The 14,328-nt window shown below is 68.8% G+C and carries 12 protein-coding genes; 11 read left to right on the top strand and 1 reads right to left on the bottom strand.

The window, feature by feature from the left end; all coding sequences use genetic code 11:
* Positions 1-5 precede the first annotated feature (5 nt).
* The 6 genes from murJ (at position 6) to trxA (ending at position 6,266) form a co-directional block, all read left to right on the top strand.
* Positions 6-1,619, top strand: a complete 1,614-nt coding sequence (gene murJ / locus GT755_RS16930; RefSeq protein WP_161480690.1) for a murein biosynthesis integral membrane protein MurJ — start codon at positions 6-8, stop codon at positions 1,617-1,619.
* Positions 1,620-1,794: 175 nt separating this feature from the next.
* Positions 1,795-3,282 carry a protein kinase family protein gene (locus GT755_RS16925; RefSeq protein ID WP_202610167.1) on the top strand — a complete coding sequence of 496 codons (1,488 nt, stop codon included), beginning with the start codon at positions 1,795-1,797 and terminating at the stop codon, positions 3,280-3,282.
* A gap of 96 nt (positions 3,283-3,378) precedes the next feature.
* The gene (gene sigM / locus GT755_RS16920) at positions 3,379-4,023 is read left to right on the top strand and encodes an RNA polymerase sigma factor SigM (RefSeq protein ID WP_161480688.1); all 645 of its coding nucleotides are present in this window, start codon (positions 3,379-3,381) and stop codon (positions 4,021-4,023) included.
* On the top strand, positions 4,013-4,870 hold the full coding sequence (locus GT755_RS16915) for a cupin domain-containing protein (protein ID WP_161480687.1): 858 nt from the start codon (positions 4,013-4,015) through the stop codon (positions 4,868-4,870). Before sigM ends, GT755_RS16915 begins: the two co-directional genes overlap by 11 nt.
* A gap of 115 nt (positions 4,871-4,985) precedes the next feature.
* Positions 4,986-5,915 (top strand): thioredoxin-disulfide reductase, encoded by a 930-nt coding sequence (trxB, locus tag GT755_RS16910; RefSeq protein ID WP_161480686.1) that lies wholly within the window; start codon positions 4,986-4,988, stop codon positions 5,913-5,915.
* Positions 5,916-5,942: 27 nt separating this feature from the next.
* Complete coding sequence (trxA, locus tag GT755_RS16905; RefSeq protein ID WP_030452614.1) at positions 5,943-6,266, top strand: thioredoxin; 324 nt, start codon at positions 5,943-5,945, stop codon at positions 6,264-6,266.
* Between the two features lie 61 nt (positions 6,267-6,327).
* Here trxA and GT755_RS16900 read toward each other — a convergent pair whose 3' ends face one another.
* Positions 6,328-6,948 carry a GCN5 family acetyltransferase gene (locus tag GT755_RS16900; RefSeq protein ID WP_030452613.1) on the bottom strand — a complete coding sequence of 207 codons (621 nt, stop codon included), beginning with the start codon at positions 6,946-6,948 and terminating at the stop codon, positions 6,328-6,330.
* A gap of 163 nt (positions 6,949-7,111) precedes the next feature.
* Here GT755_RS16900 and GT755_RS16895 point away from each other — a divergent pair, with 163 nt between their 5' ends.
* The 5 genes from GT755_RS16895 to GT755_RS16875 all read left to right on the top strand — a co-directional run bounded on the left by GT755_RS16895 (position 7,112) and on the right by GT755_RS16875 (position 13,286).
* Positions 7,112-8,455 carry an aminotransferase-like domain-containing protein gene (locus GT755_RS16895; protein ID WP_161480685.1) on the top strand — a complete coding sequence of 448 codons (1,344 nt, stop codon included), beginning with the start codon at positions 7,112-7,114 and terminating at the stop codon, positions 8,453-8,455.
* 59 nt (positions 8,456-8,514) lie between these two features.
* Positions 8,515-9,465, top strand: coding sequence for a D-alanine--D-alanine ligase family protein (locus tag GT755_RS16890; RefSeq protein ID WP_161480684.1), 951 nt, complete (start codon positions 8,515-8,517; stop codon positions 9,463-9,465).
* Between the two features lie 229 nt (positions 9,466-9,694).
* On the top strand, positions 9,695-10,237 hold the full coding sequence (locus tag GT755_RS16885) for an SRPBCC family protein (RefSeq protein ID WP_161480683.1): 543 nt from the start codon (positions 9,695-9,697) through the stop codon (positions 10,235-10,237).
* Positions 10,234-11,409 carry a zinc-dependent alcohol dehydrogenase gene (locus GT755_RS16880; RefSeq protein ID WP_161480682.1) on the top strand — a complete coding sequence of 392 codons (1,176 nt, stop codon included), beginning with the start codon at positions 10,234-10,236 and terminating at the stop codon, positions 11,407-11,409. The genes GT755_RS16885 and GT755_RS16880 overlap by 4 nt, the downstream gene beginning before the upstream one ends.
* An 845-nt stretch (positions 11,410-12,254) precedes the next feature.
* The gene (locus GT755_RS16875) at positions 12,255-13,286 is read left to right on the top strand and encodes a threonine aldolase family protein (RefSeq protein WP_328794383.1); all 1,032 of its coding nucleotides are present in this window, start codon (positions 12,255-12,257) and stop codon (positions 13,284-13,286) included.
* The last annotated feature ends 1,042 nt before the right edge of the window (positions 13,287-14,328 follow it).

The following is a 14,328-nucleotide window of genomic DNA, read 5'->3' as shown; positions in this document are numbered from 1 at the left end:
GATCGATGAGCCGGATGCTGCGCGCGAGCGCGATCATGGCGGCGGGCACGCTGGTCTCCCGTGTGACCGGTTTCCTCCGGACCGCCATCCTGGCCTCGGCCATCGGCACGGCGATCCTCGGCGACGCCTACAACGTGGCCTACACGATCCCCTTCGTGCTGCTCGACCTGCTGATCACCGGCGTGCTGAGCAGCGTGGTGGTGCCGGCGATCGTGCGTCGGCAGAAGACCGACGCCGACGGGGGAGCCGCCTACGAACAGCGGCTGCTGACCATCGCCGCCCTCGGCCTCACCGCCGTCGCGATCGTCGCCGTCGTGCTGGCCCGGCCCCTCGTGCTCCTGTACGCCGACAAGCTGCCCCCCGAGGGCGTCACCGCGGCCGTGACGATGGCGCAGTTCATCCTCCCCCAGATCGCCTTCTTCGGCGTGGGCGCCGTGGCCGGGGCCATCCTGAACGCCCGCGACCGGTTCGCCGCCCCGATGTGGGCCCCGGTGCTCAACAACGTCGTGGTCATCGGCGTCGCGGCGGCCTACCTGCTGAGCGGCGGCCCGTCGGAGATCGGCCAGGTCACCCATGTCGATCTGGTGCTGCTCGGGCTCGGCACCACGGCCGGCATCGTGGCCCAGGCGTTCGTGCTGGTCGTCGCGCTGCTGCGGGCCGGGGTGCGGTTCCGGCCGAGGTTCGACCTGCGCAACGCGGGCCTGGGGGAGATGGCCCGGCTCGGCGCGGGCGCGCTGGCCTTCACGGTGATCAACCAGGTCGGCTTCGTGATCACCACCAACCTGGCCGTCGGGGCCGGCGCCGCCGCCGCGGAGGAGGGCGTGCACGGCCGGGGCCTCACGCCCTACTCCTACGCCTTCCAGCTCTTCCAGCTGCCGTACGGGATCATCGCGGTCTCCGTGATCACCGCCCTGCTCCCCCGGCTGAGCCGGTTCGTGCACGACAAGGACTTCGTCTCGGCCCGTCAGGAGTTCGCGGGCGGGGTGCGGACCGTCAGCGCCCTGATCGTGCCCGCCGGGCTGCTGCTGATGGTGCTCGGCCCCTCGGTGACGGTGCTGATCTTCGGCCGGGGGGCGGTCTCGGTCGAGCAGGCGATCTACATCGGCAACGTGCTCCAGGTGTTCGGTCTGGCGCTGGTGCCGTTCTCGGTCTTCCAGTTGCTGCTGCGGGTTTTCTACAGTTTCGGCGACACCCGCACCCCGGCGGTGATCGCGGGGGCGAACGTCCTGGTCAATGCGGCGATCGGTCTTACTTTGTACTTCACTGTCCCGCCCGAGCTGGTTGTCATGGGTTTGGCGGGTTCGTTCACAGTGACGTACGTTCTGGCGTGCGTCCTCACGTGGGTGCTGGCGTCGCGGCGGGTCGGCGGACTCGGCGGGCGGGCTGTCGCCTCGGGGCTGATGCGCATGTACCTCGCGGCGATCCCGGCCGCCCTCGTGGCGCTGGCGGTGTTGTGGGGGAGCGTGCGGATCACCGAGGTGAGCGTGCTCAGCTCGCTGGTCGTGCTCGTCGTCGGCGGTGGTCTCGCGCTCGGCGTCTACCTCGCTCTCGCGCACCGGCTGGGCGTCCAGGAAGTGCGGTCCATCATTGGAATGGTGACGAGACGGGTAGGACGCTAACGGTTTCCGTGCCAACGGGGCTTAAGGTCCGGTTGATGCGACTCCGAAGGGGAAGGCGGGCAAGACCGGCGCGGCACTAGCATGGTGCGCCACAGAGGCAGGTCGAGCGGAAGCGAGCAGGTGTGGGCGGATCCACCCGGAGTCGGCTGCCGTTCTTGGGAGCGGCGGCGTGAGTATGTCCACTGTCGAACCCGGAACCCGTCTCGCTGATCGATTCCGGCTGGAAGACCGGGTGAACGAGTCGTCCGGGGCCACCTTCTGGAAGGCCATCGACGAGGTGCTGGCGCGGCCGGTGGCCGTACACACGTTCTCGCCTGATTTCGAACGTCAGCACGAGGTCGTGATCGCCGCACGGGCCGCCTCCCGGCTCACCGACCCCCGGCTCACCCAGGTCTTCGACGCCGCCGACGAAGACGGCGTCGCCTACGTCGTCAGCGAGTGGGTCTCCGGCGAGTCGCTGCTCGACCTGCTGTCGGCCGGCCCGCTTGAGGCCGAGCGCGGCGCGGCCCTGGTCGCCGAGGCCGCCGAGGCCATCGCCCACGCCCACGAACACGGCCTCGCCCACCTGAACCTCACCCCCAACCGGCTGATGTGGACCTCCGGGAACACCGTGAAGGTCCTCGGGGTCGGCGTCGACGCCGCGATCCTCGACGCCGCCGAGGGGCTGACCGAGGAGGAACGCGCCCAGGCCGACGCCGAGGGCCTCGGCCGTCTCCTGTACGCCGCCCTCACCGGCCACTGGCCCTCGCCCGACGACGACTGCGGCCTGCCCGAGGCCCCGGTCGACGACGCCCACTACTGCACTCCGCGCCAGGTCACCGCGGGCGTGCCGAACTACCTCGACACGATCACCTCGCGCATCCTCGGGCTGCGGAAGTCGGTCGAGCCGATGGACTCCCCGATGGAGGTCGCCGAGGCCCTGGCCGAGGTGCCCCGCCCGGCCCCCGCCTCCGTCTCGACCCTGCCCCCGGCCGTAGAGCTGCGCTCCGAGCCGGTCGACACCATCGGCCGGCCGCCGATGCCGCCGATGATCCACCGCCCGGCGCCGCGCCGCTCCCCCGCGTTGTCGCGGTTCGTGCTGACCGTCGTGGTGCTGCTGGCCATGGTCGTGGTCGGCGTCGGCGCCTGGACGCTCGGCAAGAGCCTGGGCACCGAGCCCGCCGTCCCCACCGCCGCCCCGAGCGCAACGGCCGGTGAAGAGGGCCAAGCCGCCGGCAAGCCCGTCGAGGTCAAGATCGCCGGGGCGACCGGCTTCGACCCGCTCGGCGACGGCGAGGAGCGCAACGAGCTGGCCGCCCTGGCCATCGACGGCTCGGCCACCACCGACTGGCACTCCGAGACCTACGGCGGCCCCGACTTCGGCCGCCTCAAAGAGGGCGTCGGCCTGCTGCTCGACCTGGGCAAGGAGACCCGGCTGACCCAGGCGGTGATCGACTTCGGCGCCTCCGGCGGGACGGTCGAGCTGCGTACCGGCGCCTCTCCCGAGCCCGACGGCCTGAAGACCTTCCTCACCCGCGAGAACGTCAGCGGCAAGGTCACCTTCGACCTGAACGGCTCGTCGCCCACCCGCTACCTGCTCGTCTGGTTCACCGAACTGCCCCCGCACAACAATGGCTTCCGGACCATGATCCGCGACGTGAAGCTGATGGGCGTCAAAGAATGACCAGGCTGGTTTGATCTGGTTTACGCACTTTGCCGTTCCCAGAGGGAAGTATGGTGGCACCATCGTGCACGTGAACCCCTCGGGATCGGCAGACCAGTGACCTCGCCGCCAGACATTCCCCCACCGACCGACCTCTCCGGTCGGCCGGCGCTGAGTGATGCCGATTTGCTGACCCGTCACATCGAGGGCGACACCACGGCGTTCAGCGAGATCGTCAAGCGCCACCGCGACCGCATGTGGGCCGTCGCGCTCCGGACGCTCGGCGACCCCGACGAAGCCGCCGACGCGGTCCAGGACGCCTTCGTGTCCGCCTACCGCAAGGCCGAGAGCTTCCGGGGCGACGCCGCCGTCACCACGTGGCTGCACCGCATCGTGGTGAACGCCTGTCTTGACCGTATGCGCCGGAAATCGGTCCGCCCGGTCGCCGACGACGAGCTCATCGAGGCCGCCGAGCGCGACATGCCGCTGCCCGACCAGACCGCCGAGCGCGAGGTGTCTCTCGAGGTCACGGCCGCGCTGAAGCTGCTGCCGGCCGATCAGAGGGCCGCTCTGGTGCTCGTCGACATGATGGGCTACTCGGTCGAGGACGCCGCCGCGGTACTGGACGTTCCGGCCGGAACGGTGAAGAGTCGATGTGCGCGGGGGCGCGCCAAACTTGCCCCGATTCTTTCGCATCTGCGGAACCGATCCGACCTCACTCGCGTCTCATCCCCGAAGGGAGCACAACTTCGTGACGGGTGACACGCACTACGACCTGGAGATCCTGGCTGAGCTCGCCGAGGGCCTCCTCGACGACGCGACGGCCCTGGAGGTCCGGTCGCATCTCGCGATCTGCGACGCCTGCGGGGAGAGCCTCGCCGGTCTGGCCGCCGTTCGCGAACTCCTCTCCGCCGTCCCGGTGACCGCGATGCCGCTGGGCGTCGCGATGCGCATCGACCGGGCCCTTGAGGCCGAGGCGGAGCGGGGCGGCCTCCGCCTTGTCGAGACGCCCGACTGGGACGAGATCATGAAGGACTCGCCCTGGGAGCAGCCCGCCGAGCCCGCGCCTGTGGTCGAGATCGCGCCCGTGGTGCCGCTGGCCGCGTCCAGGAAGAAGACCAGAACCCGCAGCCGCGCGTGGGCGATGCCGGTCGCGGCCGCCGCCGCTGCCGCCGTGGTCTTCGGCGGGGTCGGCCTGGCCACGCAGCTCGTGGCGTCCGGATCGGGTGACGGCGGGGCCGTGTCGCCCGTGGCCGGACCCGCCGTCTCGCCCGAGAAGTCGCCGCTGAAGACGGCGGAGTCCGCGTGGGCCGTCCGGGCCAGCGGGCACAACTACACCTCGCGCGAGCTCAACGGGCCGCTGCTCGGCTACTTCGGTCCCGAGCCCGGCACCGGCAGCAACAGCGACGAGCAGACCGACAAGTGCGTGGCCCGCAAGGCCAACGAGCTCGACCGCCAGCCGATAGCCGTCGACCGGGCCTTCTACAACGGCCAGGACGCCACCATCATGGCCTTCTGGGAGGACAAGACGATCAACGCGGTCCGCGTGGTCGTGGTCGGCCCCAACTGCCACAGCCTGCGTCCCGAGGGTCTCGCGACCTGGAACTGAGTCCCGACCGACCAGGGCCCCGTGGAATACCGCGGGGCCTTGTCATGTGTGGCGGGAATCGCCGACGCCTAGGATCTGTTGACGCCCGTGCAGACAGGAAATGAGAGGCAGAGCGTTGAGCGACGTCCGTAACGTGATCATCATCGGGTCGGGCCCGGCCGGCTACACGGCGGCCGTCTATTCCGCCCGCGCCGATCTACGTCCACTCGTCTTCGAGGGCTCGGTGACCGCCGGCGGCGCCCTCATGAACACCACCGACGTGGAGAACTTCCCCGGGTTCCCCGACGGCATCATGGGCCCCGACCTCATGGACAACCTGCGCAAGCAGGCCGAGCGGTTCGGCGCCGAACTGGTCGCCGACGACGTCGTCGAGGTCGACCTGAACGCCAACCCCAAAGTCGTCAAGACCTACACCGACACCTACTACGCCAAGGCCGTCATCCTGGCCACCGGCTCCGGCTACCGCGAGCTCGGCCTGGTCAACGAGAAGCGGCTGTCCGGCAAGGGCGTCTCGTGGTGTGCCACGTGTGACGGCTTCTTCTTCCGCGACCAGGACATCGTGGTCGTCGGCGGCGGCGACACCGCCATGGAGGAGGCCACCTTCCTGACCCGGTTCGCCCGGTCGGTCACCGTCGTGCACCGCCGCGGCGAGCTGCGCGCCAGCAAGATCATGCAGGAGCGGGCGTTCAACAACGAGAAGATCCGCTTCCTCTGGGACAGCGAGGTCGTCGACGTGCTGGGCGACGCCAAGGTCTCCGGCGTGCGGGTCCGCAACGTCAAGACGGGCGAGGAGTCGACCGTCGACGCGACCGGCCTGTTCCTGGCGATCGGCCACGACCCGCGCAGCACGATCGTGGCGGGCCAGATCGACCTCGACGACGAGGGCTACATCAAGGTCGAGTCGCCCACCACCAAGACCAACATCCCCGGCGTGTTCGCCTGTGGCGACGTCGTCGACCACACCTACCGCCAGGCCATCACCGCGGCGGGCACGGGCTGCGCCGCGTCGCTCGACGCGGAACGCTGGCTCACCGACCAGGAATAGTTTCAAACCAACACAAGGAGAGCCATCGTGGGCACCGTCAAGAACGTCACCACCAAGGACTTCGCGTCCGAGGTCCTGCAGAGCGACAAGCCGGTCATCGTCGACTTCTGGGCCGAGTGGTGCGGGCCGTGCCGCCAGGTCGCGCCGATCCTCCAGGAGATCGCGAACGAGCACGCCGACAAGCTGACCGTCGTGAAGCTCAACATCGACGAGAACCCCGACATCGCGCGTGACTACGGCATCCTGCAGATCCCGACGATGAACGTCTACAAGGGCGGCGAGGTCGTCAAGCAGATCATCGGCGCCAAGCCGAAGGCCATGCTGCTCCGCGAACTCGACGGCGTGATCTAGTTTCGGAAGCCCTCCCTCCGGGGAGGGCTTTCTGTTTGGGCTGTACGGCCCTCAGATCGTTTCAGACGGGCCGCAGAGCCCGTTCGGGGCTCATGGAGCCGAGAAGCCGTTCAAGGGCCACCTCGACGTCCTCACGCCACGAGACGGCAGTCTTCAGTTCCAGCCGCAGGCGCGGGAACCGCAGGTGCGGCCGGACGGTCTTGAAGCCCACCGACAGCAGATAGTCGGCCGGCATCACACACGCCCCCGCCTGCTCCCATTTCAGGTCGCCGAAGGCCTCGATGGCACGTACACCCCGGCGGGTGAGATCTTTCGCCACGCCCTGCACGAGCATGCGCCCGAGCCCGCCGCCGGAGAACTCCGGAATGATGTGGGCCGTCATCAGCAGAACGGCGTCGGAACTCACCGGCGACGTCGGAAAAGCCACCGATCTCGGCACGTAGAGCGGCGGCGCGTACAGGACGAACCCCGCGGCCACCCCGTCGACATAAGCGATCTTGCCGCAGGAGCCCCACTCCAGCAGCGTGGCGGAGACCCAGGCCTCCTTCTCCAAGCCGGGATCACCGGCCTGGGCGGCCCGCTCGCCCCCCATGGGGTCAAGCTCCCAGAACACGCAATTACGACACCTGCGCGGCAGGTCATCAAGATTGTCGAGCGTGATGCTGGCCAGCCGACGCGACACGTGACGCCCCTATTCCCGGCATTGGTCCCGGCAGTTTTGCTGGAATAGTAGCCGGTGCTCCCGGTCCGAACAGGAATTCGGCGCGCAGCACGCGGCGCTTCTCTCATGCTGATACCGATTGCGGTCCGTTCACCCGACTGCCTTACCCTCTGAATTAACGCCTATGAAACGGAGGTGGACCGTGACGAATGAGACGGATCACGGTCGGACACCCGCGACCCACGGGTCACGCATCGATGCCTACGTCGATCGGTACGCCGCACGAGCTACCGGGATGGTCGCCTCCGAGATCCGAGCTCTGTTCGCCGTCGCCTCGCGTCCCGAAGTGGTCTCGCTGGCCGGCGGCATGCCCTACGTCACGGCGCTCCCCCTCGACGTGGTCGGCGAACTGGTCGCCGACCTCGTCAACCGCCGCGGTCCCGAAGCGCTCCAGTACGGCTCGGGCCAGGGTGACCCCGCACTGCGCGAGCAGATCTGCGAGGTCATGCGCATGGAGGGCATCGACGCGGGCGCCGACGACGTCGTCGTCACGGTGGGCTCGCAGCAGGCGCTCGATCTGATCACCCGCATCTTCGTCGACCCCGGCGACATCGTCCTCGCCGAAGGTCCGTCCTACGTCGGCGCCCTGGGCACCTTCTCGGCCTACCAGGCCAAGGTCGTCCACATCGCCATGGACGACCAGGGCCTCATTCCCGAGTCCCTGGCCCAGACGATCTACGCGCTCCAGGCCTCCGGCCAGCGCATCAAGTTCCTCTACACGATCCCGACCTTCCAGAACCCGGCCGGCGTGACCCTGAACCTGGTCCGCCGCCGCCAGGTCCTGGAGATCTGCCAGAAGGCCGGAATCCTGGTCGTGGAGGACAACCCCTACGGCATGCTCGGCTTCGACGGCGAGCCGCTCCGCGCCCTGCGCGCCGACGACCCCGACGGGGTGGTCTACCTGGGGTCGTTCTCCAAGACCCTGGCCCCGGGCTTCCGGGTCGGCTGGGCCCTGGCGCCCCACGCGATCCGCCAGAAGCTCGTGCTGGCCATGGAGTCGGCCGTGTTGTCCCACTCGACGTTCACCCAGCTGGCCGTCGGCCAATACCTGGCGACCCAGCCGTGGCGCGAGCAGATCAAGACCTTCCGCGAGCTCTACCGCGAACGCCGCGACGCCCTCCTCGGCGCCCTGGAGACGCTGATGCCCGAGGGCTGCACCTGGACGAAGCCGGCCGGCGGCTTCTTCGTGTGGATGACCCTCCCCGAGGGCCTCAACTCGAAGGCCATGCTTCCCCAGGCTGTGGACAAACGCGTCGCCTTCGTCCCCGGCACGGGCTTCTACGCTGACGGCTCGGGGTCAAGGCACATGCGGTTGTCGTACTGCTACCCGCAGCCCGACCGCATCCGCGAAGGCGTCCGGCGGCTCGCCGGCGTCATCGAGGAAGAGCTCCGCACGGTCGAGATGTTCGGCACCCGCTCCCGGGGCGGTCACTCCGGGGTGGACACACCCGGTCCAGACCTCGCCTGATCCTCTGTACGGCTAGCCTGTTCGGGCTAGCCGTACAGGAATCGGAGAAAGGCCGGGCTATGAGCGATCTCGGGCACGTGCTCGTACTGGCAGGAGGACTGTCCTACGAGCGGGAGGTCTCCATCCGGTCCGGACGACGGGTGGCCGAAGTCCTGCGTGCCCAGGGTGTCGACGTGGAGACGCGAGACACCGACTCCTCCCTGGTCCCCTCCGTGCTCGCCGACCGGCCGACCGCCGTGTTCGTGACCCTGCACGGCGGCGCCGGGGAGGACGGCGCCATCCGGACCGTCCTGGAGCTCCTCGGGGTGCCTTACGTCGGGGCGGCACCGGACGCCTGCCGGGTGGCCTTCGACAAGCCGACCGCGAAGGCCGTGGTGCGGTCGTGGGGATTGAACACGCCGGACTCTGTGTCGCTCCCCAAGGAGACCTTTCACGACCTGGGGGCTTCCGCGGTGCTGTCGCGGATCGTCGACTCTCTTGGGTTGCCGCTCTTCGTGAAGCCTTCGCGTGGAGGGTCGGCGCTGGGGGCGTCGATCGTGCGGTCGGCCGAGGAACTGCCTGCGGCGATGGTGGGGTGTTTCGCTTATGGGGACACGGCGCTGATCGAGGCGTACATCGAGGGCGTGGAGGTGGCCGTATCGGTGGTGGACCTGGGGGAGGGGCCGGTGGCGCTGCCTCCGGTCGAGATCGTGCCTGACGGTGGGGCTTACGACTACGCGGCCCGGTACACGGCCGGACGGACGGAGTTCTTCGCGCCGGCGCGCCTGGGGGATGAGGCGCGGGCGGCTTGTGAGGCCATGGCGGTGGCGGCGCACTCGGCGTTGGGGTTGCGGGATGTGTCTCGGACGGACCTGATCGTGGATGGTGACGGGAAGCCGTGGTTCCTTGAGGTGAACGTGGCTCCCGGGATGACCGAGACCTCGCTGCTGCCTATGGCCGCTGAGGCCGCCGGGAAGGATTTGGGGGCGCTCTGCCGCGGGTTGCTGGAGATCGCGGCTCGTCGCGGGTGATTTCTGGGCTCGGGGTTGAGTGGGTTGGGTGGCATTTCGAGGGGTAGGCCCAGTATGAACCAGCCGCGCCCTGGATCGTCGATGACGCGGTAAATCTGATCTCGCTCGGCCGGCCAGCGCCCATCGTGGGTAGCGCATCCGGCGGCGGCTCGTCGTTGTCATCGGCGTCGTCGTCGGGATCATGGCGCGCTCCCTGTTGGTCGTGCGAGGCGTCCGCAGGGGAGAATCCATGGAACTGACGGCCACCACGACCATTCGCAAGCCCGTACCGGAGGTCTACGCGTTCTGGCGTGATCTGGAGAACCTCCCGACGTTCATGGCACACCTCGAGGAGGTCCGCACCACCGGTGACCGCACGAGCCATTGGGTCGCCAACGCCCCGTTCGGCAAGGACATCGAGTGGGACGCGGAAATCGTCGGCGAGACGCCCGGCGAAAAGATCGCGTGGCGGTCGACCGGCGACGCCGACGTGCCGAACGCCGGCACGGTCCGGTTCGTGCCGGCCCCGGACGGGGTGAGCACCGAGGTGCACATCGTTCTGGTGTACGACATTCCGGGCGGCACGATCGGCAAAGCGGTCGCCAAGTACTTCGGCGAGGAACCGCACCAGCAGCTCGACGACGACCTGCGCCGACTCAAGCAGATCATGGAGACCGGCGAGGTGGTCCGGTCCGACGGCGCCCCGTGGGGCAAGCAGTCCCGCAAGGAGTTCCCGCAGCGTCCAGCGCAACCGCTGTCGGAATCCGAGCTCACGAAGGGAGCCGACCGATGAGGGCGAACACCTGGGCGGGCCGCAACAAGGTCGAGGTCCGTGACGTGCCGGACCCGACGATCCTGAACAAGCGGGATGCCATCGTACGGATCACCTCCACCGCGATCTGCGGCTCGGACCTGCACCTGGTCGACGGGTACGTGCCCACGATGCAGGACGGCGACGTCATGGGGCACGAGTTCATGGGTGAGGTGGTCGAGGTCGGCCCGGGCGTCGATCCGGGGCGGCTGCGCGTCGGGGACCGGGTCGTCGTGCCGTTCCCGATCGCCTGCGGCGCGTGCGGCGCCTGCGCCGCCGAGCTGTACTCCTGCTGCGAGAACACCAATCCCAACGCCGGGATCGCGGAGAAGATGTTCGGCCACCCGGTGGCCGGGATCTTCGGCTACTCGCACCTGACCGGCGGCTTCGCGGGCGGTCAGGCCCAGTACGCACGGGTGCCGTTCGCCGACGTCGGCCCGTTGAAGATTGAGTCGGACGTGGCCGACGAGCAGGTGCTGTTCCTGTCCGACATCCTGCCCACCGGCTACATGGGCGCCGAGATGTGCGACATCCAGCCCAGCGACGTGGTGGCCGTGTGGGGGGCCGGCCCGGTCGGCCAGTTCGCCATGGACAGCGCCCGGGTACTCGGCGCCGCCAAGGTCATCGCCATCGACAAGGAGCCCTACCGGCTGGAGATGGCCGAACGGGCGGGCCACACGCCGGTGAACTTCGAGGAGGTCGACGTACGGTCCCGGCTGCTCGAACTGACCGGCGGCCGGGGACCGGACAAGTGCATCGACGCCGTCGGCCTGGAGGCCACCCACGGCAGCGCCCACATCGCCGCCTACGACCAGATCAAGCAGGCCGTACGGTTGGAGACCGACCGCCCGCACGTGCTGCGCCAAGCGATCATGTCGTGCCGCAGCGGCGGAGTGGTGTCGGTGATCGGCGTCTACGGAGGCCTGGTGGACAAGTTCCCGGTCGGCGCGTGGATGAACCGGTCGCTGACCCTGCGTACCGGGCAGTGCCACGTTCAGCGCTACATGAAGCCGCTGCTGCGGCGCATCGAGAGCGGAGAGCTGGATCCGACCCGGATCATCACGCACACGCTGCCGCTCGAGGAGGCGGAACGCGGCTTCGAGATCTTCAAGAACAAGCAGGACAACTGCGAGAAGGTCGTTCTCAAACCCTGACGGCCACCCGCATCCCGCCACCGCAGCGAGCGCGGTCGCCGGATGCGGGCCATCCGGCGACGCTGGTCTGCGGTGCCCGCCCTGCGGTGGGAACTACGCGTTATCTTGTCCAGCCAGCAAGCCGGGCTCGGGATGGCAGCCGGTAGGGGGTGTGCCCCCGCACTGTGTGCTCGCCCAGCCCAGAACCGAGGGCGCCGCCGACGTTGGGTAGCGCTAATGATCCAGGCCGGCATCGGAATGCTGGGAAGCCGATCACGATCTTGCCATTCGAGCAGCGAATTCAGCGCCTCACCGCCACCCGGGGTGTGCGATACCGGTTCTTCCACCCAGGGGGTAACCACGGGGGTGGAGGAACCGGGTCTCATCTCAGGTTTTCGTAGCGGGCTGCATGGCGGGGGCTGCATGGCGGGGGCTGCATGGCGGGGGCTGCATGGCGGGGGCTGCATGGCGGGGGCTGCATGGCGGGGGCTGCATGGCGGGGGCTGCATGCCGGGGGCTGCATGCCGGGCCTCCACGCCGGGCCTCCACGCCGGGCCTCCACGCCGGGCCTCCGTGCCAGGCTCCGTGCCGGGGTTCCATGTCGGGCCTTTGATGGGCTTCCACGCCTGCCTGCCATACCAAGCACCGCTCACATCTCCCCACGCTTGGTTCTCACGCCAACTCCATGCTGTGCTCCCCTGCCGCGTCCTCTGGCCGAGCAATGTGATCGCCATCTCGTGAACCTCTCAACCGGTTGGCTTGATTGCTTCGGCAGATCCAAGGGTGTTACTTCGTTTTGCACTTGTGGTCGCGGTCAGGTCTGACCTGGGGATCGGGGTGAGTGAGCGCTGACCTAGGCTTGGCAGGTGGTTCATGCGAAAAGCTTTGGTAGTGACAATCACGCAGGGGTTCATCCCGAGGTGATGGCGGCGGTCGTGGCGGCCAACGAGGGCGACACGCTTCCCTACGGCAGCGATCCCTGGACGGCCGACATGGAGGACGCCGTCCGGGAGGTCTTCGGCGAGCAGGCGCAGGGTTACGCCATGTTCAACGGGACGGGTGCCAACGTGGTGGGGCTGGGGTTGATGCTGCGGCCCTACGACGGGGTGATCTGCCCGGCCAGCGCGCACATCAACGGCAACGAGGCCGGCGCGGCCGAGAGAGTTCTCGGGACGAAGCTGCTCACCGTCGCGACCGATGACGGGAAGCTCCGCCCGCGCGACGTGCTCGCCCAGCTCGGCGCGGTGGGCAACGAGCATCTGTCGCAGCCTCGGGTGGTGTCCATCTCCCAGGTGACCGAGTGCGGGACGGTCTACACGCCAGAAGAGATTGCGGCGCTGGCGGAGGTCGTTCACGAGAACGGGCTGTTCCTCCACATGGACGGAGCCAGGCTGGCCAACGCGGCCGCCGAACTCGGCTGCGGCCTGGCTGACATCACGACGGCGGTCGGCGTGGACGTCCTGAGCTACGGTGCGACGAAGAACGGCGCGCTAGGGGCCGAGGCGATGATCGTGTTGCGGCCGGAGCTGGCGCGTGGGGCGCTCTTCCTTCGTAAGCAGGGCATGCAGCTCGCGTCGAAGATGCGGTACGTCTCTCCTCAGATCACCGCCCTGCTGCGCGGTGACCTGTGGCTGCGGAACGCCTCGCACGCCAATGCGATGGCACACCGGCTGGCTGACGGGGTGGCTTCGGTGGTGAAGTTCCGGTACGACGTTCAGTCCAACGCGGTGTTTCCGGTGCTGCCGGAGAAGGCGATCGTGTACCTGATGGAGAGGTTCACGTTCGGGCATTGGGATCGGGCCGGGGGAGTCGTGCGGTGGGTGACCGCCTTCGACACGACCGAGGATGATGTCGATGCGCTGATCGCGGCTACGCACGAGGCGCTTAGTTTCACGTGAAACATCGCGATGGGGCCAGCTGGAGAGCGGCCGGCCCCATCCGGATGTTCGCCACGCTCTCCGCGCCACGCTCTCCGCGCCACGCTCTCCGCGCCACGCTCTCCGCGCCACGCTCTCCGCGCCACGCTCTCCGCGCCACGCTCTCCGCGCCACGCTCTCCGCGCCACGCTCTCCGCGCCACGCTCTCCGCGCCGCCTCTCCGCGCCGCCTCTCCGCGCCGCCTCTCCGCGCCGCCTCTCCGCGCCGCCTCTCCGCGCCGCCTCTCCGCGCCGCCTCTCCGCGCCGCCTCTCCGCGCCGCCTCTCCGCGCCGCCTCTCCGCGCCGCCTCTCCGCGCCGCCTCTCCGCAAGGCGGAGATTACTTAAAGACGAGTCGGCAACACGGTTGTCCAGGGGCGTCGCGGAGCCGGTGCTCTTCTGCACACCGCCAACTGAATAATTCTCCTCACGATGTTTCACGTGAAACCGGGAGCCTGGGGGCGGACGCAGCAGCGGTTGCCGAGGGCGAGCAGCACGCATATCCAGTTGAGGGCTCGGGTGTTGTATAGGACGGTGGCGGCGACGGGGTGGGGTTCGGCGCCGGGCACATTCTCCCCAGGACCACTCGTGACGGCGCGATCCCCCACGGCCGGGTGCCGACGACCACTGATCAGGCCCCTCGGCGGCGGGAGGCTCCGGCTAGGCGGAGTCTCCCGGAGAAACAGAAGGCGCGGAGGAATGTGGAGCAGGCCGCTGTGGGGTCTGCCAGAAAGCAACTGCAGCAGCGCTAGAGGCCACTAGCTACTGAGGCAGCGGGATCGATCTGCCCTGGGGCAGATCGACTGCCTTCCTCCATAGGCCAGAGGGAGTGCACATGAAGGCGTTATCGAGGAGGCGAAGCGCGAGGCGAACCATAAGACACACACGGCACTTCATTAGCTTCCGACGCCCTCTGAGCGATGGCTGAAGGTCCCCATCGTTGGTCGACGGTGTAGACCTTACCAACGGCGTGGTGGAGTTGACCCGCAGCAGGATCCTGGCGTTCCCGGTGCGTACCCGCTGCTC

The organism is Herbidospora solisilvae (genome assembly GCF_009901565.1).
Classification (GTDB): domain Bacteria; phylum Actinomycetota; class Actinomycetes; order Streptosporangiales; family Streptosporangiaceae; genus Herbidospora; species Herbidospora solisilvae.
Note: the sequence above shows the minus strand (reverse complement) of the source record. Positions and strands in the feature narration are given on the sequence as shown.

What these genes read in the sequence shown, in the direction of transcription:
- murJ (WP_161480690.1), top strand. Translation starts at nt 6, where the DNA reads ATGAGCCGGATGCTGCGCGCGAGCGCGATCATGGCGGCGGGCACGCTG.
- GT755_RS16925 (WP_202610167.1), top strand. Translation starts at nt 1,795, where the DNA reads ATGTCCACTGTCGAACCCGGAACCCGTCTCGCTGATCGATTCCGGCTG.
- GT755_RS16895 (WP_161480685.1), top strand. Translation starts at nt 7,112, where the DNA reads ATGAAACGGAGGTGGACCGTGACGAATGAGACGGATCACGGTCGGACA.
- GT755_RS16890 (WP_161480684.1), top strand. Translation starts at nt 8,515, where the DNA reads ATGAGCGATCTCGGGCACGTGCTCGTACTGGCAGGAGGACTGTCCTAC.
- GT755_RS16885 (WP_161480683.1), top strand. Translation starts at nt 9,695, where the DNA reads ATGGAACTGACGGCCACCACGACCATTCGCAAGCCCGTACCGGAGGTC.
- GT755_RS16880 (WP_161480682.1), top strand. Translation starts at nt 10,234, where the DNA reads ATGAGGGCGAACACCTGGGCGGGCCGCAACAAGGTCGAGGTCCGTGAC.